The sequence below is a fragment of the Arthrobacter oryzae genome, from assembly GCF_030718995.1.
Lineage (GTDB): Bacteria > Actinomycetota > Actinomycetes > Actinomycetales > Micrococcaceae > Arthrobacter > Arthrobacter oryzae_C.
In genome coordinates, this window is the sequence record NZ_CP132204.1 from 1,590,270 (window position 1) to 1,610,180 (window position 19,911).

Here is a 19,911-nt window from a genome sequence, read left to right on the forward strand (position 1 = left end):
GTTCAGAAATGAGTCTCAATCGTGCACAAACTCAAAACCATGATTGCCGCCGCCGTCGCCGTCACCCTCCTGGCCGGCTGCGGTGCCGGCGCCGCAGCACCCGGAACGTCGGCAACTCCGTCCGCCGGCGGGGCATCCGGCGACACGCTGGTCGTTTACACCAACTCCAATGGTGAAGGCCGCGGGGAGTGGCTGACGAAGAAGGCCGCGGAAGCCGGCTTCAAGATTGAGATTGTGGGCGCCGGCGGGGCCGACGCGACCAACAAGCTGATCGCCGAGAAGAACAACCCAATCGCCGACGTCGCCTTCGGCCTCAACAACATGTACTTCGCGCAGGTTAAGGCAGCCGATGCCATCGAGGCCTATGAACCGGCCTGGGCCGGCGAGGTCGACGCGTCACTGGCAGACAGCGGCGACGACAAGGCCTACTGGCCGCTGGTCAAGCAGGCCATCCTGCTCGGCTACAACTCGGACAAATTCACACCGGACCAGGCCCCGAAGGACTGGACCGACCTGTGGGCCAAGGACGAATTCAAGACCCGTTATGAGCGGGTCACGGGGCTCGGCACCGCCACGGCGCAACTGGTCTTTGCGGGCATCCTCTCCCGCTACAAGGACGACTCCGGGGAGCTTGGCATCTCGGACGAAGGCTGGAAGCAGGTGGAGCAGTACTTCCAGAACGGCAGCCCGGCCGTCGCGAAAACCGATCTCTTTGCCCGCATCGCGTCAGGGGAAGTGGACATGGGGCAGATGCCGTCTTCGATCGTGGCCGAACGCGAGAAGTCCTTCAAGGTGAACGTTGAAACAGTGATGCCGTCCGTGGGTGTGCCGCTTGCAGTGGAGCAGGTGGCCCTGGTGAAGGGAACGGACAAGAAGGAACAGGCCCTGAAGTTCATCGACTGGTTCGGCAGCGCCGACGTCCAGGGTGAATGGGCGCAGCAGTTCAATTCAATGCCCGTGAACAAGAGCGCGGCCGCCAAGGCCAAACCGGAAGTGGTCGCATTCTTCGACGGGCTCAAGCAGCAGGACATCGACTGGGACTTCGTCCAGGAAAACATGGGCTCCTGGGTGGAGAAGATCGAGCTCGAGTACATGACCTGAGCCCTGCCCTGCCCTCCCTGCTTCAACCGCCACACCAGACAGGCTCCCCATGATCCGCTTGGACAACATCGAAGTTTCCTTCGGCGATTTCATTGCCATCCCGCACTTGGACCTCCACGTCCGGCCGGGTGAATTCTTCACCCTGCTGGGCCCGTCCGGCTGCGGCAAAACGACGGCGCTTCGGACCCTGGCCGGATTCATCGAGCCGTCGGCGGGAACGGTCCATGTGGACGGCAGGAACGTCACGCGCCTGCCCAGCGACAAGCGCCAGGTGGGGATGGTGTTCCAGAACTACGCCCTGTTCCCCAGCATGAGCGTCCGGGAAAACATCGCCTTCGGGCTGCGCGTCCGGAAGGAGAAGTCCGCCGAGAGCGACCGCCTGGTGCGCGACATTGCGCACCGGGTGGAGCTCAGCGACGAACAGCTGGACAAGAACGTGGCGGAGCTTTCGGGCGGCCAGCAGCAGCGGGTGGCAGTTGCCCGCGCACTGGTCCTCCGGCCCAAGATCCTGCTGCTGGACGAGCCTTTGTCCAATCTCGATGCCAAGCTGCGGCACCAGCTCCGGCAGCAGCTCAAGGATCTGCAGAGCGAATTCGGCATCACCACCGTTTACGTGACCCACGACCAGGACGAAGCCCTGGCCATGAGTGACCGCGTGGCCGTCTTCAACAAGGGCGTAGTGGAGCAGGTGGGCACTCCGCAGGAGATTTACGACCATGCAGCCACGGAATTCGTGTGCAATTTCATCGGCGATAGTTCCACGCTGACCGCGGAATTCGTTAGCGAAGTGAACCGGCTTTCCGGCGCGGGGCTCAGCACGGCCGCCAATTCCTACCTGCGGGTGGAAAAAGCATCACTGACGCCACCTGCAACCGGCGGTAAAGCAGCCGGCGGCACATTAGACGGCGGTACAGCAGCCGGCGGCACCGCCGTCGGGCTTCCCGGCAGGGTGGTGTCCCGCACCTATCACGGCCTCCACAGCCGCTATGTGGTGCAGAGCCACGGCGCAGAGATCCGGCTGCTGGTCAAGGAAGACGGCGGGGTGCACCCCGAAGCGGGTGCGCAGACCACCGTGTACGTGCAGCCGGACCATGTGCTGCAGTACCGCCCCGACACGGGCGCGAGTCTTGCAGCGCAGGACCAGGCAGCGCAGGACCAGGCAGCGCAGGACCAGGCGGCGGCCCTCCGATGAGCGGCACCCCGGCCAGGAGCATGCTTCGTTCCCCGTTCATCATCATCGTGGGAACGGTCCTGACATGGTTCATCGCAGCCTTCCTCGTCTGGCCCAACGCGAACGTGCTGATCGAAACCTTCTTCCCCGACGGAAGCTTTTCGGGCCGGGCGGCGGAGAAGCTCCTTTCCTCCCAGCGCGCCATGAAGTCGCTGGGCAACAGCTTCCTGCTGGCTGTGGCACTGTCCATCACGGTGAACGTGGTGGGAATCTTCATCGTCCTGGTCACCCACTACTTCAAGATCCGCGGTTCCAGGATCCTGTTCCTGGGCTACGCCACCACTTTCATCTATGGCGGCATTGTGCTGGCGGCGGGCTACAAGTTCATCTACGGCGACAAGGGAATCGTCACTGTCTTCCTGCTGAACGTATTTCCCGGCATGGACCCCGGCTGGTTTTCCGGATTCTTCGCCGTGTTGGCGGTCATGACGTTCGCCACCACCACCAACCACATGCTCTTCGTCGCGAACGCCCTCAAAGGCGTCGATTACCAGACCATCGAAGCTGCCAGAAACCTCGGCGCCTCCACCTGGACCATCCTTCGCCGCATCGTGCTGCCCATGCTCAAGCCCACGCTTTTTGCCGTCACCATCCTGTCCTTCCTGACCGGCCTGGGGGCGCTCAGCGCGCCGCAGGTCCTCGGCGGCCGCGACTTCCAGACCATCACCCCGATGATCCTCACGTTTACGAACAGCCCCACGTCCCGTGACCTGGCGGCGCTGCTGGCCGTCATCCTGGGCGTAGCCACGATCCTGATGCTCGCGGTGATGTCGCGCCTGGAAAAGGGCGGGACGTACTTCTCCGTATCCAAGGTTTCCTCCGCGCTGCAGAAGCAGAAGATCACCAACCCGGCAGCCAATATCGCCATCCACGCCGCCGCGTACCTGCTGTTCGCGGTGTACACGCTGCCGGTAGTCCTGATTGTGCTGTTTTCCTTCGCCGACGGCGCCGCCATCCAGACGGGCCAGCTCTCACCGGGCAGCCTCACGCTGGACAACTACGTGCGTGTACTGGCCCAGCCCTCGGGCCTGAGGCCTTTTGTCATCAGCATCATCTACAGCGCACTTGCTGCGGTCATCGCCGTCGGCGGCCTGCTCTTTGTGGCACGGATCCTGCAGAAGCACAAAAACTGGGTGACAGCAACGTTCGAGTACCTGCTGCACATCCCCTGGATCCTGCCGTCGGCTTTGCTGGCACTGGGGCTGATCATCAGCTACGACCACCCGAACCCGCTGGTGGGCGGTGCCGTCCTGACCGGGACCACCGTCATCCTCCTGATCGCATTTGTCACGGTGAAGATCCCGTTTACGCTCAGGATGCTGAAGGCCTCCTTCGCTTCGGTCAATTCCTCCCTGGAGGAGGCGGCAACCATCATGGGGGCCAGGACCATCTATGTGTTCCGGCGCATCCTGCTCCCCTTGGTCCTTCCCGCCGCAGCGGCCATCGCCGCCCTGAACTTCAACAGCATGCTGGACGACTACGACACCGCCATTTTCCTGGCGCACCCCTTGGTCCAGCCGCTCGGCCTCGTCATCAAGGCCAACACGGACGGCGCAGAGGGCGTGGACGGCGTGGCAAATACCTTCGTCTACACCGTGCTGCTGATGGTCATCACCGGCGTCACCATGTATCTCGTGTACGGGCGGTCCCGGCGGATCGGAACGGGACGGAAGCGCCTTCCGGCCGGGCCCCCTGCTGCGCAAGTCGCCGCCCGGGCGCTCCCCGCCGATGCTGCCGGCGGTGACGACACCAGGCAGCCCGCCGCCACCGTCCGCTGATTATCCGCAGACTTTCCTGGCTAACCGCTGATCACCGCGGGGAACTGCTGACGACGGCGGCGCGTTGGTTCCGCCGTCGGGCGAGCCCCAGGAGGCGGTCACGGAGCGGCTGGGCACGATCCGCCAGTGCCACCCTCATCATCGCGGAGGACGCCAGGGCCAGGGCCTGCGTGCGGATCCGCCGCCGGCGGTTGTAGGACGCGAGGGCTTCCTTCACGGGAAGAGTGTTCAACAGTTCAGCCAGCGTGGTCGCGTCCACCAATGCCTCGCACGCTCCCCTGCCGAGGTTTGGCGTCATGGCATGGGCGGCATCACCGATCAGCACCGCGTTGCCGCGGACGTAGGAACGCAGCCGCGGTGTGGTCCAGATCCGCTGCACGAGAGTGTGTTCAGGCGTGGCCTCGGCAAGCACACGGCGAATCACCGGAGCATGCCCTGCGAAGTGATGCCGGGTCTGCTCAAGGACCGCGGCCACGTCGATGCCGGACGGGCCGAGATCGGAGCGGTAGCTCCCGTACCAATTGATGCCCCGGGCGGCGTTGGCTACGCCGAAGAGGTCTCCCCGGCCCCAGTACTCGCCCACCTCACGGGGGTCCACCCGGGAAGGAACGATGCCGCGCACGGCAAGGCAGGACGTGAGCCGGCCGGCAGCACTCGCACCCCACGCTTCCCGGCGGACAACGCTGTGCACGCCGTCGGCGCCAACCACCAGTCCCGCCTCCGCCGGCACGGAAGCGGCTGTGGCCGTTGTCCGCCGGACCGATGCGGGGACGGCGGAGTCGAGGAGGCGCAGGAGGTCGATCCTGGAAATGCCAAACATATCGCCGCCGTTCACGGTGATCCAGGGATTGCCGGACGCATCGCGGATGGAGCCGCTTCCAACCACAGGGCTCACGGCCCGGGCCTCGGCCAGGACGCCCGCTCTTTCCAGCGCGCGCTGCGCGTTGGGCCACATGGCCAGCACTGTTCCAACGGCCGGCAGTTGCGGCCGCTTCTCGATGATGGTCACCTCGAAGCGGTCCTGGTCCAGGCAGGAGGCCAGCGCCAGGCCGGCAATGCCACCGCCAACAATCGAGATTGTTTCCATGCCGGCAATGTTACTACTTTTGTAGTGAATTGGAAGGGCAATTACACTGGTCCCATGCCGGACCGCCGCATGGAACTGATGGATGCCGCCCTCAAGGTGGTGGCGGAAAAGGGCATGAAAGGCCTTACCCACCGGGCCGTTGATGCAGCGGCCCAGCTGCCCGAAGGCACCACCTCCAACTACTACCGGAACCGCGCCAACCTCGTCGAAGCGGTGCTGGACCGCCTGCTGGAGCTGGACGCTGCGCTCCTGCAGGACCAGGGACCGGCCGGCTTGCCGGGGAACATTGCGGAGCTGGCGGATCAGCTGGCCCGCCTGGTGCTGGCCCTGGCCGGACAACATGCCGGCCTTACCCGGGCCCGGCTGGCCCTCTCGCTCGACCGGCCCGAGTCAGTGACAGCCGGGCACTTCCGCCTGGTGGGCGGCCTGGAACAGGCCCTCACCGCGCTAGGGGTAGCTGATGCGCCTGCCCGTGCCCGCGACGTGGCGGACTACGGCGACGGCGTGCTGCTCCACCTCCTCACGGTCAGGCGGGACGAGCAGCCTGACGCTGCAGCCATCGCCGCAGCAGTCCGGCGGCTGCTGGCGCCCTGATTCGCCGTCCGCCACAGAGCACGAAGTCAGGCGGAGGGCCACCCTCCCCGGGCGGCAAAGCCCGCCGCGCCGGAGTCCCCTGCGCCGGAAAACGTCAGGCGGACGGCCAGCCGGTGTAGGCCTCGGCCAGGTATGCCCTGCCGTGGCGGGACGAAACAACGGAGTTGAGCTCGCCCAGCTGGCGTGCTCGGGAGAAGTCATCCGCATCCACGGGGGTGTGGAGCATGGACGTCATCCAGTAGGAGAACTGCTGGGCTTTCCAGACGCGTTCCAGCGCGCGGTCGCTGTACACGTCCAGCAGCACAGTGGAGCCGCCCTTGTAGTAGCTTTCCAGTCCTTCGAACAGGACCTTGACGTCGTGGATGGCAAGGTTCAGGCCCTTGGCCCCGGTGGGCGGCACCGTGTGCGCGGCGTCGCCGGCCAGGAACAGCTTCCCGTGGCGCATGGGGGCGTGGACAAAACTGCGGAACTTCAGCACCATCTTGTCGATGACCGGTCCTTCCTTGAGTTCGAAACCGTTGCCGTTGACCCGGCTGCGGAAGGCGTCCCAGATGCGGTCCTCGCTCCAGTCGTTGACGTCCTCATTGGGATCGCACTGGAAGTACATGCGCTGGACGGTCTCGGTCCGCTGGCTGATCAGGGCAAAGCCGTTCTCCGAGTTGGCGTAGATCAGTTCATCGGAACTGCGCGGCGCCTCGGCCAGGATTCCGAACCACGCGAAGGGGTATTCGTGGAAGTACCATTTGCGGTCCGCCTCGGGGATCTGGAAGCGGCAGTGGCTCCGGGAACCGTCCGCACCGGCGATGAAGTCGGCCTGCAGCTCATACTCCACACCCTCGGCGTCCGTGAACCACACCTTCGGCGAACGCTCGATGTCGTGAATGGTGGTGTCCGTGACGCTGTAGCGGACGTCCCCGCCGTCGGCCTCACGCCGTGCGGCGAGGTCCATGAACACATCCGTCTGCGGGTACAGCCACACCGACTCCCCCACGAGGTCCTGGAAGTCGATCCGGTGGCTCTCGCCGTTGAAGCGCAGTTCGATGCCGTCGTGCCGGTCCCCGTCCCGCAGCACCCGGTCCGAGACGCCGCTGTCCACCAGCATGTTCACGGTGCCGTGCTCCAGGATGCCGGCCCGGACCGTCTCCTGGATTTCCTGGCGGCTTCGGATTTCGATGACCGTGGATTCGATGCCGGCCTTGGCCAGCAGATGCGAGAGCATCAGTCCTGCCGGGCCGGCGCCCAGGATGGCCACCTGGGTGGTGATGACTTTGCGGGCTGCCATGGTGTTCCTCGCTTCGTTGCGGCGGCCGGCGGATGAGTCCGGGGCCTGTTGGATCGTCTGGCTAACAGTGTGCGCCCGAAGGGGTGATCGGCGTTACGGGAATTCCGTTGAATGGAATCATGGCGCTGCACTTCTCTTAATCCTCGCTACGCGGGGCCCTGCAGCTCAGCCAACCGGCGTCCGATGCCCCGGGCGGCTGTCTGCAGCGCCGGCACCAGCGCCTGGAGGCGCACCTCGTGCAAGGGAACGACGACGCCGATCGCGGCCACCGTCCGCTTCTTGCGGTCCGTCACGGGGACGGCGATGCCCCAGGTGTCCGGATCCACCACACCGGCCAGCTGGGCGTAGCCCTGGTGCGCAGCCTCGCTGAGCTGCGCGCGGAGCTGCTCCACTGCCAGCCTGCCGGCCGGATCCCGGAAGCCAGCAAGGTATTCCGCCTGGACGGCATGAGGCTGGTTGGCCATCAGGACGAGTCCCGCGGACGATACGTGGACCGGCATGCGGCCGGCCACCTGCGCCCGGTTAGCCACGGAACCGCGCCGGGAAAGCCGCTCCACGAAGAGCGCTTCCCAGCCGTCCAGTACCGCTAGGTTCACGTTCTGGTTCAGGACCTGCTGGATGTCCTCCATAAACGGCATGGCCGCCTGGCGCAGTTCCAGCGTGGGCGAATTGCGGTTGACCAGCTCCCAGAGCCGCAGTCCCAGCTGCACCGAACCGCCTGACCCGACATCCAGGAGTCCGTGGCCGGCCAGCTGGCGGACCAGCCGGTGCGCCGTGGTGAGCGGAAGCCCCGCCCGGGCTGCGAGTTCGGAGAGCGGCAGGACGTTGACACCCTCGGGAAAGGCGCCGATAACGCGGACCACACGGTCCACCACCGAATCCCCTGAGCCCGAGTTTGCCACGCCGCCACCTTCCATTGAATGGTTTGAAGTGTCTCATGTGCGGGGGCACGCCGGTAGGGGCCGCCGTCGGGCGTTACCTGGATTACGGCGCGCGTCCTTATGCCGCCAGGCGCTGCGCCTTTTCCCGCGCCCGCAGCCGCCGCCACACGGCCGGGGCCACCACAACCGCAATGCCGACGGCGGCGCCGATCACCGTCTCCACGATCCTGTCCCTGAGCAGGACGTCCGGCGCAGCGGGGGCGGCCAGCAATGTGGCACTCAGGGCCAGCGGCGTCACGAATATCTGCGCCAGGACATACTGGCGTGCAATAAACATCTCCGCCCCGAACTGGCAGGCGGCGATCACCAGGACAATCTGCCACGGGGCAGGATTCAGCAGGAGCACGCCGGCCAGGACAACCAGCCCCAGCACGGTGCCGATGATTCTCTGGATGCCCCGTGCCACCCGGTGCCGGGTGGTCCGGCCCACCAACGGAACAACGGCAGCCACCATGGCCCAGTAGTTGTGGCCGAACCCCAGCCATTGGCCCACCACGGTGGCCAGGGTTCCCGCAAGGCCCGCAGCCACGATGTAGCCCACCGCTTCGAGCTGTGCGGCACGCTTTTCGCCCGGTGTGAGCCTGGCGGGCTCGGGCATGGCCCACGGCGTTCGCCGGCTCCGCACCAGCCGGGAGGAAATGCCGATCAGCAGGCAGAACCCAGTAGTCAGGATGGCGACGAGCATGCACTGCCAGAGCGGCGGCTGGTTCGGTATCGAGGCGATGGCCGCGAAGGCGAAGATATGGAACAACGAACCGGCAGGCCGGTGCCGCCACCAGGCAATCACCAGCGAACACGCACCCGCAACCACCGTGGTGGCTGCCACCTGCGTCCACGTGCTGGCCGTCTCCGACAGCCCGAGGGCCTGGCTGGCCCGGGCGGACAGGGTGGCCAGGAGCATAACGAGCAGCATGAGCGATCCGGCGCGCATCTGGATGAAGAGCCGCTTCCGGTGCAGCTCGCCGCGGCCGTAGATCCCGGTGAAGGCGCCGAAGGAAGCAAAGATTGCCAGATCCACCCGGTCCATGAGGACCAGGATGATCAGGGGGACAAAGACGCCGACGGCGCAACGGATGGCTACGTGATGGTCCTTGTTGCCGGGGGCAATAGTGAACATCTCGGCGAGCATCTTCACGGGGGTCGCGCCTTTCCATACGGTGCCGGTCTGATGGCGGCAGCGTTGGCGTCCACTCCAAATCCTACGCCCGGGCCGCACGGCGCCGCCGTCGAATGTGTCACGCCCCACCACACGGGAACGGGCCGTGTGGCCGCACGGACTGGTATCGTCTATCGGTTGAATCGCAGACTGAAACGCATACCGGAGGCCCCCATGCTCAAAGGATTCAAAGATTTCATCCTTCGCGGCAACGTGATCGAACTGTCCATCGCCGTCGTCGTCGGCACGGCGTTCACGGCTCTGGTCAGCGCTTTCACCACGAACATCGTGAACCCGATCATCGCCGCGGCCGGCGGCGTCCAGACCGAAGGGCTCGGCTTCCACATCTGGCCCGGCAACGACAAAACGTTCGTCAACTTCGGCGGAGTCATCACCGCCTTCGTGACGTTCCTCATTACCGCCGCGGTGGTGTACTTCATCTTCGTGGCGCCCATGAACAAGATCAATTCGCTGGTGAAGAGCCGGCTGGCGACGGCGGAACCCGAGGAAGAGCCCCTGCCGGCGGACACGGCGCTGCTGGCCGAGATCCGCGACCTGCTGGCCCAGCTCGCGGGTAACGACCGGGAGCTTGTCCTGGCGGGAAAGGCGGCCGGACCGGCAGCGAAGGAGTCCGACGACCCGCGCTGAAAGAAGACCCGCGCTGACGAGGGTGTGATCAGGCGCTGGCGGCGTCCGCCCGCCGGAACCCGCCGTTCCATTTCCCCCGCCGCACGGTGACGGGTATCCCGGCTGCAGCGAGCCGGACGGAGCGCAGGACCCGCGACTGCTCGCCGGGAGTCAATTGATGGTAGACCGGCAGGACCACCAGCCTGTCCACCAGCCGTTCGGTGACTGACAGGTCTGCCGAGCCAATGTCCCTGTGCCAGTAGGCCGGCTGGCGGTGGACCGCGGTCAGCCCGGCGCCGGCCGAAATACCGTCGCGCGACAGCCGGTCCAGAAGCTCATCGCGCGCCAGCGCGAACGAAGGCAGCACTTCAAGCCAGAAGGACTGGAAATTGCTGGTGCCGTAGTCAGGCTCCCTGAGGAACCGCACGCCCCCGATCCGCGAGAGGGCAAGCTGGTAGCTTGCCACAATTTCCCGGCGGTGGGCAACGGCTTCCTGCAGCCGCCCGAGCTGCACCAGTCCGATGGCAGCCTGCAGGTCGGTCATGCCGTGTTCGGCTCCGGAACCGCTTCCGTTTTCTTCACGAAATTGCCGGGCCAGGCTTGCCCAGGCCTCATTCCGGGTGGTCAGCATCCCGCCATCCCCGGTGGTCAGCACCTCGCATGAATCGAAGGACCACACGGCCAGGTCGGCTCCGGCTCCCACCGGCCGGCCCCGGTACGTGGACCCCACTCCGCATGCGGCGTCCTCGATGACCGTGACGCCTAGCGGGTCGCACAGTTCCTTGATCGGGTCCAGGTCAACCGGCACGCCTCCCTGGTCCACAACGATCACCGCCCGCGTACCCGGCGTCAGGGACTCCTCGATGGTGCCGTACGATACGTTGCCGGTATCCGCCTCGACATCGGCAAAGACCGGCCGGGCGCCCAGGCTGCTGACGGCGTCGGCGGCCGTTGTGGGGCAGAACGAGGGCATGACGACGTCGTCCTGCGGTTGAATCCCGGCCACCCTCAGCGCCAGATGAAGTGCCGCGGCTCCGCTTGACACTGCAACGGCGTGCGGCGCCTGCTGCGCCGCTCCGAACGCCTCCTCAAACTGTCCCACGCGCGGGCCTTGGGCCATGCGGCCCGAAGCAAGCACTTGCACGACGGCATCCGCTTCCTCCTGCCCGAGCCACGGCCTCATAACACCGATGTGGCTAACCGCACGGTCTTCGCTGATGGTCACCGCGTCCTCCCGCTCGTCAAAACGGCAATGGATATGCCCTTCCATTCAACGCGCCAATCGTCGCTGCAGTCACGAGAGTCACGTACGCGCATTTTCCCTCCGGACACCGCTGTTACGGTGCGGAATACCCGCTTGGCGACCGCCATGCCGCACGGGCAATACTTGGATTGCTTGCCGCAGGACACCCCGCCATTACCTGCCCAGCCGTGGAGGCTTCACGCCCGTAATCGTGACGCGGGCGCAACGCCCCTGAAACAGCGCGCGGACATGATGTGAGTATGAAGCGCAAGGCACAGTCCCCCGAACCGGCCGAGTTGAGCTGCGAGGTTTGCGGCCAGATGCCGGAGCCCACAAAAACACGGCTGACCTTGGCGAACATCGCTGTCATGCTGCCCATCGAGCTGCTGGTGCACGCCGCCGTGGTGGAGACGCATCTCCCCTACGTGGCGAAAGTCCTGGTCCTCACCCTGACCGCCACGGTGCTGGTGATCTGGGTGGCGGAGCCTTCCGCGGCCCGGATGCTGAGGAGCTGGCTGCACGCTCCGGCACTGCGGCACCGCAAACGGCTGACCACTGCACCGGCCCTGTGGCGTGCGCGCACCGTACTGCACGACCAGCCCGGCTCACTCCAGAAAATCACGCAGGCGCTTGCCCGGCTGGACACCAATATCCTCAGCATCCACCTTCATCCGGTGGCAGGCGGCGTGCTCGACGAGTTCGTCCTGTCAGCTCCCGGGAACCTCGGCGAACGTGAACTGGTGGATGCCCTGCGCTCAGGAGGCGGCAGGCACCCCCACGTCTGGCCCACCACGGCCCTGGCAATGGCGGACGGTCAGACCAAGGCGCTGAGCCTGGCAGCGCGGATTGCCGGCAACCCGGATGAGCTTCCCCTGGCCGTCGCTGAGCTGTTGTCGGCCAGGATTGTTCCCGAGGCCGTTGAGGGCCGCCAGGAAGCTCCGGCCTCGGCCGACGCCGGAACGGTGCTCAAGATCCCTACCGCCTGGCACGGCCCCATCACCTTCTACCGGCCGGGCGAACCGTTCACTCCCGCGGAGTCGGCGCGGGCGCACCGGCTGGCCGAACTCGCGGAGATCCTGGCGCACACGCCAGAGGCCGGCAGTCACAATCGGTAAATAGGCGGTCCGGACAGGTGTCGTCCGAAAAACCTTGACAGTGGCAGGGGTCACTTCTATCTTTATTTTTGGGATCCCAAAACGGGATCCCAAAAGTGCACATCCTCCCGAATGCTGGCGCCACCCATGGCGTATCCCCGGATCCAGCACGGGAGCGCAAAGCCTCCGCCCGACCAGGCCGCGGCCGGCCCAGAGTCTTACCCCTGCCCGCAATCTTCCCCGTGAAGGAGAAGCTGTGTCTCTTCCAAGCACCCAAACATCATCCACCGGACCCGACTCACCAGACGTTCAAACACCTGAGGGCCAAACAAGCCAGACCGGCCAAACAGACCAAACCGGCAAGGACGGCGTGCAACGGCGCACCAACGTCCGCTGGAAGCTCTTCCTCCTGCTCCTCGTCCTCGTGGCCGTCAACTACATTGACCGTGGATCCATCTCGGTGGCGCTCCCCATCATCCAAAAGGAATTCAACCTCGCCCCGGAACTGGTGGGCCTCCTGCTCTCCGCCTTCTTCTGGACATACGCCCTGATGCAGATCCCCGTCGGCTGGCTGATCGACAAGTTCGGCCCACGCAAGGTCATGACAGCCTCCTGCGTCGGCTGGGGAGCTGCAACTGCAGCCTCCGGCCTGGCCGGCGGCTTCCTGAGCATGTTCATCGCCCGCCTCGGCATCGGCGTCACCGAAGCCGGCGTCATGCCCGCCGGCGGCAAGCTCAACGCCGTCTGGATGCACAAATCCGAACGCGGCCGCGGCGCCACCATCCTTGACGCCGGAGCTCCCCTGGGCGCCGGGCTCGGCGGCATCCTGATTGCCGGCCTGATCGCCTCCACCGGCAGCTGGCGTACGGCCTTCATCATCGCCGGCGCCGCCACCGTGCTCATGGGCCTCGCCGTCTGGTGGTACGTCCGGGACAACCCGCGCCAGCACCGCGGCGTCAACGCTGCCGAGGCCGAATACATCGAGGCCTCCCACGCCGCCGAGGATGCCGAAGCCGAACTGGACGGCAGCAAAGGCAAGCGCGCCCTGCTCCCGTACCTGAAGTTCCGCTCCTTCTGGGCCATGTGCTTCGGCTGGCTGGGCTTCAACGGCGTGTTCTACGGCCTGCTCACCTGGGGACCGCTGTACCTCGCCCAGGCCAAGGGTTTCGACCTCAAGACCATCGGCTGGTCCACCTTCGTGATCTTCGGCGCCGGCTTCGTCGGTGAAATCCTCGGCGGCACCATCGCCGACAAGTGGCGGGCGGCCGGCGCCTCGGCCAACCGCGTCATGCGGACGCTCCTGGGCATCTCCAGCGTCGTCGTGATCGGCGGCCTCATCGGGGTGACCGTCGTCGCTGACCCGACCACCGCCGTCGTACTTCTCTCCGTGGTGATGTTCTTCCTCCGCTGGGTGGGCCTCTTCTGGAGCATCCCCTCCATCCTGGGCGGCCGGACCAACGCCGGCGTCCTCGGCGGGGCGATGAACTTCAGCGGCAACATCTCCGGCTTCGTCACTCCGATCGCCGTCGGCCTGATCGTGGGCGCCACCGGCTCCTACACCTGGGCGCTGCTGTACTTCGTCGGGTCCGCGATCATCATGGGCGTGTCCGTTCTCCTGCTGGATTACAACAAGCGCCTGCCCGTCTAGGCCACCGGCCCTAAGCTAGGCACCGCAGCACCTCCTCCCGGCGCCGGGAGCGCACTACCCCTCAAGAACCCGAATGGAGCACCATGCTTGCCGCAGAAGAAACCCAGGACAAGGAACGCCCCCTCCGCGAGACCGTCCGGGACACACTCCGCACCAGGATCTTTGAAGGGCATTACGCTCCCGGCACCCGGCTGGTGGAACGCGACCTGGCAGCGGAATTCAACGTCTCCCGGCTCCCCGTCCGGGAGGCGCTCAGGATGCTTCGCCAGGAAGGACTCCTGAGCGACCGGGGCGCCCGCGGCGCCGAAGTCAGCACTCTCAGCCCCAAAGACGTGGAGGACCTCTTCGATGTCCGGCAGTCCCTGGAGGTGCTGGCCTGCCGGCTCGCCGCCGTCCGGGCCACCGCCGAGGACCTCAGCTACCTCGACGGGCTGCTGGACGAAGCGGAACGCTGCCTCGCTAAAGGCGCCGTCATGGAGGCCCACCGCGCCAACAGCGAATTCCACGACGCCATCACCAGGATCGCGGACAACGGCTTCCTCAGGTCCGCCCTGGAGCCGCTGCAGGGCCGCATGCACTGGCTGTTCCGCCACGTGAGCGACCTGCCCGAACTGATCCAGGAGCACCGCGAGCTCTACGCCGCCATCGCCAGCGGCGATCCGGACCGCGCCGCCGCCCAGTCGGCGTCGCACATCGGCAAATACCGCGAACAGTTCCCGGACGACTTCCAGAAAACAGAACCCTCCCTTCACCGGAAGAAGAAATGAAACTCCTCGTCATCAACCCCAATATCAGCGACGACGTCACGGCGCTGATCGAATCGGAAGCCCTGCGCTCCGCCTCGCCGGGCACCGAACTGGTGGTCCGCACCGCCGGGCACGGCGTCGAATACATCGAAACCCGCTTTGAGGCCCTGATCGCCGCCGGCGCCGTGGCCGAGGTGATCGCCGAGTACGCCGCGGCACCTGTCGACGGCGCATCCATCGACTGCGTCGTAGTGGCGGCTTTCGGCGATCCGGGCATGCCGGCCCTGAAGGAACTCACGGATGTTCCCGTCATCGGCATCACAGAAGCCGCGCTGTGCGCCGCCGCCCTGCAGGGGCACCGTTTCTCGATCATCGCCATTTCAGACCGTATCCGGCCCTGGTACCTGGACTGCGTGGAGCGATTCGGGCTCGGCGGCCGGCTCGCCTCCATCCGCTCCATCAACGAGAGCCTCAACACCATTGGCTCCGTGCAGCAGGACTTCAAGGAAACGCTGCTGGCCCTCAGCCGGCAGGCCGTCGCGGAGGACGGTGCCGACGTCGTCATCCTCGCCGGGGCACCCCTCGCCGGGCTGGCCCGCGAACTCCGCGGCCAGATCCCGGTTCCCGTGGTGGACGGCATTTCAGCCGGCATCCGCATGGCGGAGGCCGTCGTCGGACTTCAGTCCGGACCCCACCGCGCGGGTGCCTTCGCGCCGCCGCCCGTGAAAGCCCGCAAGGGGCTCTCCGAAAACCTCGACGCCGCCCTGGCGGCCGCCCAGTCTGCATCCACCGCTTCAACAAGCGCCGCTTCAACCAAGTAGGAGGACAACGATGTCCCGCACTCCAGACCTCGTGATCGCCCACGGCACCGTGGTGAATAGCTTCGGCCGCCGGAACGCCCACGTGGTGGTCCACGACGGCCGCATCGAACAGCTCGTCGACGCTGCCGAACCCGTCCCCGCCGCTGCCCGCACCATCGACGCCGCGGGCCGGCTGGTCATTCCCGGCGGCGTGGACGGCCACTGCCACGTGGCCCAGGTGACCGGCCGCTTCCGCACCCTGGACGACTACCGCACCACCTCCACCGCCGCGCTCTGGGGCGGCACCACCACGATCATCGACTTCGGCATTCCCCGCGACGCCCAGGAAACACCGCTGGCGGCGGTCCTGCACAAGAAGGAACTGGCGCAGGAGTCCCGCTGCGACGTCGCCCTGCACGGCTCGGTGGTGAGCTGGGACGAGACCGTTCCCTGGCAGCTGGAGCAGCTCGCCGCCGAGGGTGTGCGCTCGGTGAAGATGTACACCACCAACCGCGGCACCACCATGGCGGACGGAGACACCATCCTGAAGGTGATGCGCGAGATGGTCCGGCTGGACGGCCTCACCTACATCCACGCCGAACACGACCCCATCATCAGCGACTGCACGCAGCAGCACGCCGACGACGGCAGGATCGGGATCGAGCACCTGCACCGGACCCGTCCGGAGCTTGCCGAGGAAATTTCCGTCAAGGAAACCCTGGCCATGGCCGAGTACACCAAGGCTCCGGTTTACTTCGTGCACCAGTCCACGCCCGGCGCCGTGGACCTTGTCACCGACGCGCGGGCCCGCGGCCAGGAAGCCTACTCCGAGACCTGCCCGCACTACCTCACGCTCGATGACACGGTGTACGGCTCCGCGTTCCCCGAGTGGTACGCCTGCTGCCCGCCCATGCGCAGCCCCGAAACAGTCGCCGCGCTCAAGGAACGGCTGGCCGACGGCGCCATCCACACAGTTTCCTCGGACCACTCCTGCTATGACCTCTCGCAGAAACGCGAACGCACGGACGACATCCGCGCCATGCCGCACGGCCTGCCCGGCGTGGAAACCCGGATGCCGGTCACCTTCACGGCCATGGCGTCCGCCGGCAGTTCGGTGGAGGACTTCGTGGAAGTCTTCGCCGCCGGGCCGGCCCGCATCAACGCGCTGCCCGGCAAAGGATCCATCGCCGAGGGCTTCGACGCCGACCTAGTGATCTTCGATCCCGCCGAGGAACGGACGGTCGACGGCGGCGCGCTGCACATGGGAACTGATTTTTCGCCTTTCGACGGCCGGGCACTCACCGGCTGGCCCGCCGTCGTGGTGTCCGCCGGGCGCGTGGTGCTCGACGGCGGCGGCTTCCACGATCCCGGCGCCGTGGGGCGCTTCGTGGCCCGTAACGGCTTCCGCGAACATCTGGCTTCCGGCGCCGGGTCCACTGCCACTCCCGCAACCCTTTCCACAGCAAAGTAGGAGCATCCATGCCTTCCGCAGTACGCAAGACCCGCATCGGCATGATCGTGCCGTCCTCGAACACCTGCCTGGAGCCGCAAAGCTACCGCATCCTGGGCGACCGGGACGACGTCACCATCCATTTCACCCGGATCCCCGTCACCCGGATCGCGTTGGACCGCTCCTCCGACAAGCAGTTTGATCCCGCCGTCATGCGGGCCGCCGCCGAGCAACTGGCGACGGCCGATGTGGATGTCATCGCCTGGAACGGCACGTCCGGGTCCTGGCTCGGCGCAGACCACGACCGCGAACTGGTCCGGGAAATCGTGGACGCAACCGGCGTTCCGGCCACCACGTCCACGCTCGCCTACCTGGCGGCCTTTGAGTCCTTCGGCACGGAGCGGATCGCCCTTTTCACCCCGTACACGGAGGACGTCAACCGCGCCGTCATGGCCTCCTACGAGCGGGACGGCATCAAGACCATCGACCACCGGGCACTGGGACTCAGCGACAACGAGTCATTCGGCCGGGTCACGGACGACGAAATGCGGCCGGGGTCGCTGGAGCTCGCAGCAGCCCGCCCCGATGCCCTGATCTACCTCTGCACGAACCTGTACGGTGCCAATATCGCGGCGGAAATCGAGGAGGAAACCGGCGTTCCCGTGCTGGATTCCGTGGCTGTGACGCTGTGGCACTGCCTCAAACTGGCCGGGTCTCCCCTGCTCGCGCCGAAGTGGGGCAGGCTGCTGGCCGGGTAGGGCACTGCGGCCAGGGGAGGACCTACATGCGCAGGGTCAGCGCTGCGGGTTCGATGGTCATCCGGACGTGCTTGCCTTCGCCCTCGTGGTCTCCGTCCAGCTGGTAGTCATCGTTGTGTTCCAGCGTTACCTCCACCGTTTTTCCCTGGAAGTACTCCACGGAGGTGTCCTTGTTCCGGCCCTTGCCGATGATGCCTGCCAGCACGGACAGCCAGCCCAGGCGGCCATGGTGGGGCGCGAGTACTGCAACATCCATCAGACCGTCGTCCACCTTGGCGTCGGGGAAGATTTCGAGGCCGCCCTGGACTTTGCCGCAGTTGCCGATCATTACGCTGCGGACTCCACGGCGGACCACGGTCTTGCCGTCAATCACGACGGTGGCCTTCACCGGCTTGCCCGGCAGGTTCCGGATGCCGGCATCCACATAGGCCAGCCATCCCACTTTGTCCTTCAGGTCCTCGTTGGTGTCCGCCATGATGGTGGCGTCGTAGCCCACACCCGCCATCACCAGGAAGAGCTGTTCTTTGTCGGGATCGCTCCGGACCGCGCGCACAACGTCGATTTTGCGCTCCGTACCTGCCAGGGCGCCGGCCATGGCACCGTCAAAGTCGGTGACGTCCATGCCCAGGTTGCGGGCCAGGAGATTGCCTGTGCCGAACGGAAGCAGCCCCATCGGCACGTCACCGCCTGACAGGACCTCAGCGACGCACCGCACGGTGCCGTCACCGCCGGCCGCAATCACCATGTCGGCACCCTGTTCGAGCGCTTCCTTGGCCTGCCCGACGCCGGGATCCTCCTTGGTGGTCTCCAGCCAGATGGGCTCGCCCCAACCGTTCTCCGCACAGTGCTTGGCCGCCAGGGCGCGCACGTCAACGTCCACCGGCTTGGCAGGATTGATGATGATGGCCGCGCGCTTACTGTTCTGGGTCATGACGTCCTTCGCAGGCAGATGGTCCGGGGATTCCCCCAAAGTGAAGCGTAACTGAAATCAGGGTCTTACTGCCTTGCCGCAACGCGGACCGGACGCCTAGGCTCAGCACCATGAACACCTCTGGGCCGGGGCCGGAAACAGCAGAACTTACCGTCCGTGAATGCTGGCAGCACCTTCGCTCCGCCTCCGTGGGACGGCTGGCGGTGATCAGCAACGGCAAGCCGGAAATCTTCCCCGTGAACTACCTGCCTGACGAGGGCACAGTGATCTTCCGGACGGGACCCGGAACCAAGCTGGACGCCGTGCTCTCCGGGGAACCGGTGGTTCTCGAAGCCGACGGGCTGAACGTCTACGGAACCATCGCATGGAGCGTGGTGGTCAAGGGGACGGCTGGGGCGGTGCAGCCCGGCGAAGACGCCCCTGCCGAGACGCCGTCGCCCTGGCAGGAAGGGGCGAAGGACATCCTGGTCCGGATCACGCCCAGCGAAGTGAGCGGGCGCCGGTTTGTCATCGGTCCGCCCACCAAGTGGTGGCCGCCCGTGGAGCCGATCACCCTTCACGGGAAGCAGGACTGAGCCTGCGGGCTTTGCCGGGCGCTCAGTGCTTGGCTGAGAGGTCCGCGGAAATCAGCCGGGCCGTCTCCACAGTTTCCTTCTGCACCATCTCGAGGTAGGCCTTGGGATCCGGCTTGGTGGCCACGGACTGTGCCTGCAGCGACACGTTGATGGCTGCCACCACCTTTGTGGGGCCGTGGTAGACCGGCGCAGCGATGGACATCAGGCCAAGTTCGAGCTCCTGGTCCAGCAGGCACCAGCCCTGCGCGCGGACCACGTCCAGGGCGGCAACCAGGTCTTTCCTGGTGCCGATGGCCCGGGGCGTGAGCGGCTTGATCTCAGCCTCATCGAGGTATTTCTGCAACGCGGCCGGCGGAAGGGCGGCCAGCAGCACGCGGCCCATGGACGTGGCGTAGGCCGGGAACCGCGTCCCCACCGTGATGCCGATATTCATGATCCGGCGGGTGGTGACGCGTGCAATGTAGGCAATGTCCTTCCCGTCCAGGACAGCGGCCGACGTCGACTCGCCGAGCCGCAGCGAAAGCTCCTCAAGGTGCGGCTGGGCCAACTGGGGCAGCGACAGGCCGGACAGGTACGCGTAGCCGAGCTGGAGCACCTGGGCCGTGAGGGCGAAGGTTTTCCCGTCGGTGCGGACATAGCCCAGTTCCACGAGGGTGTGCAGGAAACGGCGGGCGGTGGCGCGGGTCAGGTCGGTGCGTGCCGCCACCTCAGTAAGGGTCATCACCGGGTGGTCGGTGTCGAAAGCCCGGATCACGGCCAGCCCGCGGGCCAGGGACTGCACGTACTGGTCACTCGCCTGGGGCGCAGAGGAGGGCCTGGGCGCGGTCTCTGCTGCTGCGTCGGTCATGGTTACTAATCCTATTAGCCCG

19 protein-coding genes are annotated in these 19,911 nt (G+C 66.2%); 12 read left to right on the plus strand and 7 right to left on the minus strand.

What is annotated here, in order from left to right:
- Positions 1-39 precede the first annotated feature (39 nt).
- From Q8Z05_RS07335 to Q8Z05_RS07345, 3 genes are read left to right on the plus strand one after another with little or no spacing between them, the layout of a single operon-like run.
- Complete coding sequence (locus Q8Z05_RS07335; protein WP_371745971.1) at positions 40-1,101, plus strand: extracellular solute-binding protein; 1,062 nt, start codon at positions 40-42, stop codon at positions 1,099-1,101.
- A 49-nt stretch (positions 1,102-1,150) separates the two neighbouring features.
- Positions 1,151-2,293: an ABC transporter ATP-binding protein gene (locus tag Q8Z05_RS07340; protein WP_305942816.1), complete on the plus strand. Its 1,143-nt coding sequence runs from the start codon at positions 1,151-1,153 to the stop codon at positions 2,291-2,293.
- Entirely contained in the window at positions 2,290-4,110 is a 1,821-nt protein-coding gene (locus tag Q8Z05_RS07345; RefSeq protein ID WP_305942817.1) for an ABC transporter permease, read from the plus strand. The genes Q8Z05_RS07340 and Q8Z05_RS07345 overlap by 4 nt, the downstream gene beginning before the upstream one ends.
- A 31-nt stretch (positions 4,111-4,141) precedes the next feature.
- On the opposite strand, the gene Q8Z05_RS07350 is transcribed toward Q8Z05_RS07345, so the two are convergent.
- Complete coding sequence (locus Q8Z05_RS07350) at positions 4,142-5,197, minus strand: FAD-dependent monooxygenase (RefSeq protein WP_305942818.1); 1,056 nt, start codon at positions 5,195-5,197, stop codon at positions 4,142-4,144.
- A 54-nt stretch (positions 5,198-5,251) separates the two neighbouring features.
- Here Q8Z05_RS07350 and Q8Z05_RS07355 point away from each other — a divergent pair, with 54 nt between their 5' ends.
- A complete protein-coding gene (locus Q8Z05_RS07355) occupies positions 5,252-5,791 on the plus strand; it encodes a TetR/AcrR family transcriptional regulator (RefSeq protein ID WP_305942819.1) in 540 nt (179 codons plus the stop codon).
- 94 nt (positions 5,792-5,885) lie between these two features.
- Here Q8Z05_RS07355 and Q8Z05_RS07360 read toward each other — a convergent pair whose 3' ends face one another.
- The 3 genes from Q8Z05_RS07360 to Q8Z05_RS07370 all read right to left on the minus strand — a co-directional run bounded on the left by Q8Z05_RS07360 (position 5,886) and on the right by Q8Z05_RS07370 (position 9,149).
- Positions 5,886-7,073, minus strand: a complete 1,188-nt coding sequence (locus Q8Z05_RS07360; protein WP_305942820.1) for a 4-hydroxybenzoate 3-monooxygenase — start codon at positions 7,071-7,073, stop codon at positions 5,886-5,888.
- A gap of 146 nt (positions 7,074-7,219) precedes the next feature.
- On the minus strand, positions 7,220-7,975 hold the full coding sequence (locus tag Q8Z05_RS07365; protein WP_305942821.1) for an IclR family transcriptional regulator: 756 nt from the start codon (positions 7,973-7,975) through the stop codon (positions 7,220-7,222).
- A gap of 97 nt (positions 7,976-8,072) precedes the next feature.
- Positions 8,073-9,149 (minus strand): FUSC family protein, encoded by a 1,077-nt coding sequence (locus tag Q8Z05_RS07370; protein ID WP_305942822.1) that lies wholly within the window; start codon positions 9,147-9,149, stop codon positions 8,073-8,075.
- A gap of 195 nt (positions 9,150-9,344) precedes the next feature.
- Between Q8Z05_RS07370 and mscL the strand changes: the two genes are divergently transcribed.
- Entirely contained in the window at positions 9,345-9,818 is a 474-nt protein-coding gene (gene mscL, locus Q8Z05_RS07375; protein ID WP_305942823.1) for a large conductance mechanosensitive channel protein MscL, read from the plus strand.
- Between the two features lie 28 nt (positions 9,819-9,846).
- Here the strand turns inward: mscL and Q8Z05_RS07380 are convergent, their stop codons facing one another.
- Positions 9,847-11,067: a DegT/DnrJ/EryC1/StrS family aminotransferase gene (locus tag Q8Z05_RS07380; RefSeq protein WP_305942824.1), complete on the minus strand. Its 1,221-nt coding sequence runs from the start codon at positions 11,065-11,067 to the stop codon at positions 9,847-9,849.
- Positions 11,068-11,300: 233 nt separating this feature from the next.
- Here Q8Z05_RS07380 and Q8Z05_RS07385 point away from each other — a divergent pair, with 233 nt between their 5' ends.
- The 6 genes from Q8Z05_RS07385 to Q8Z05_RS07410 all read left to right on the plus strand — a co-directional run bounded on the left by Q8Z05_RS07385 (position 11,301) and on the right by Q8Z05_RS07410 (position 17,536).
- Positions 11,301-12,155 (plus strand): amino acid-binding protein, encoded by an 855-nt coding sequence (locus Q8Z05_RS07385; protein WP_305942825.1) that lies wholly within the window; start codon positions 11,301-11,303, stop codon positions 12,153-12,155.
- 349 nt (positions 12,156-12,504) lie between these two features.
- On the plus strand, positions 12,505-13,782 hold the full coding sequence (locus tag Q8Z05_RS07390) for an MFS transporter (protein ID WP_305942826.1): 1,278 nt from the start codon (positions 12,505-12,507) through the stop codon (positions 13,780-13,782).
- Positions 13,783-13,865: 83 nt separating this feature from the next.
- Positions 13,866-14,549 (plus strand): GntR family transcriptional regulator, encoded by a 684-nt coding sequence (locus tag Q8Z05_RS07395; RefSeq protein WP_305942827.1) that lies wholly within the window; start codon positions 13,866-13,868, stop codon positions 14,547-14,549.
- The gene (locus Q8Z05_RS07400) at positions 14,546-15,349 is read left to right on the plus strand and encodes an aspartate/glutamate racemase family protein (RefSeq protein WP_305942828.1); all 804 of its coding nucleotides are present in this window, start codon (positions 14,546-14,548) and stop codon (positions 15,347-15,349) included. Before Q8Z05_RS07395 ends, Q8Z05_RS07400 begins: the two co-directional genes overlap by 4 nt.
- Before the next feature lie 10 nt (positions 15,350-15,359).
- Positions 15,360-16,799 (plus strand): amidohydrolase family protein, encoded by a 1,440-nt coding sequence (locus Q8Z05_RS07405; protein WP_305942829.1) that lies wholly within the window; start codon positions 15,360-15,362, stop codon positions 16,797-16,799.
- An 8-nt stretch (positions 16,800-16,807) separates the two neighbouring features.
- A complete protein-coding gene (locus Q8Z05_RS07410) occupies positions 16,808-17,536 on the plus strand; it encodes a maleate cis-trans isomerase family protein (protein ID WP_305942830.1) in 729 nt (242 codons plus the stop codon).
- A gap of 22 nt (positions 17,537-17,558) precedes the next feature.
- On the opposite strand, the gene Q8Z05_RS07415 is transcribed toward Q8Z05_RS07410, so the two are convergent.
- Positions 17,559-18,467 carry a diacylglycerol/lipid kinase family protein gene (locus Q8Z05_RS07415; protein WP_305942831.1) on the minus strand — a complete coding sequence of 303 codons (909 nt, stop codon included), beginning with the start codon at positions 18,465-18,467 and terminating at the stop codon, positions 17,559-17,561.
- Between the two features lie 110 nt (positions 18,468-18,577).
- Between Q8Z05_RS07415 and Q8Z05_RS07420 the strand changes: the two genes are divergently transcribed.
- On the plus strand, positions 18,578-19,042 hold the full coding sequence (locus Q8Z05_RS07420) for a pyridoxamine 5'-phosphate oxidase family protein (protein WP_305942832.1): 465 nt from the start codon (positions 18,578-18,580) through the stop codon (positions 19,040-19,042).
- A gap of 22 nt (positions 19,043-19,064) precedes the next feature.
- Here Q8Z05_RS07420 and Q8Z05_RS07425 read toward each other — a convergent pair whose 3' ends face one another.
- Entirely contained in the window at positions 19,065-19,889 is an 825-nt protein-coding gene (locus Q8Z05_RS07425) for an IclR family transcriptional regulator domain-containing protein (RefSeq protein WP_305942833.1), read from the minus strand.
- Positions 19,890-19,911: the final 22 nt, after the last annotated feature.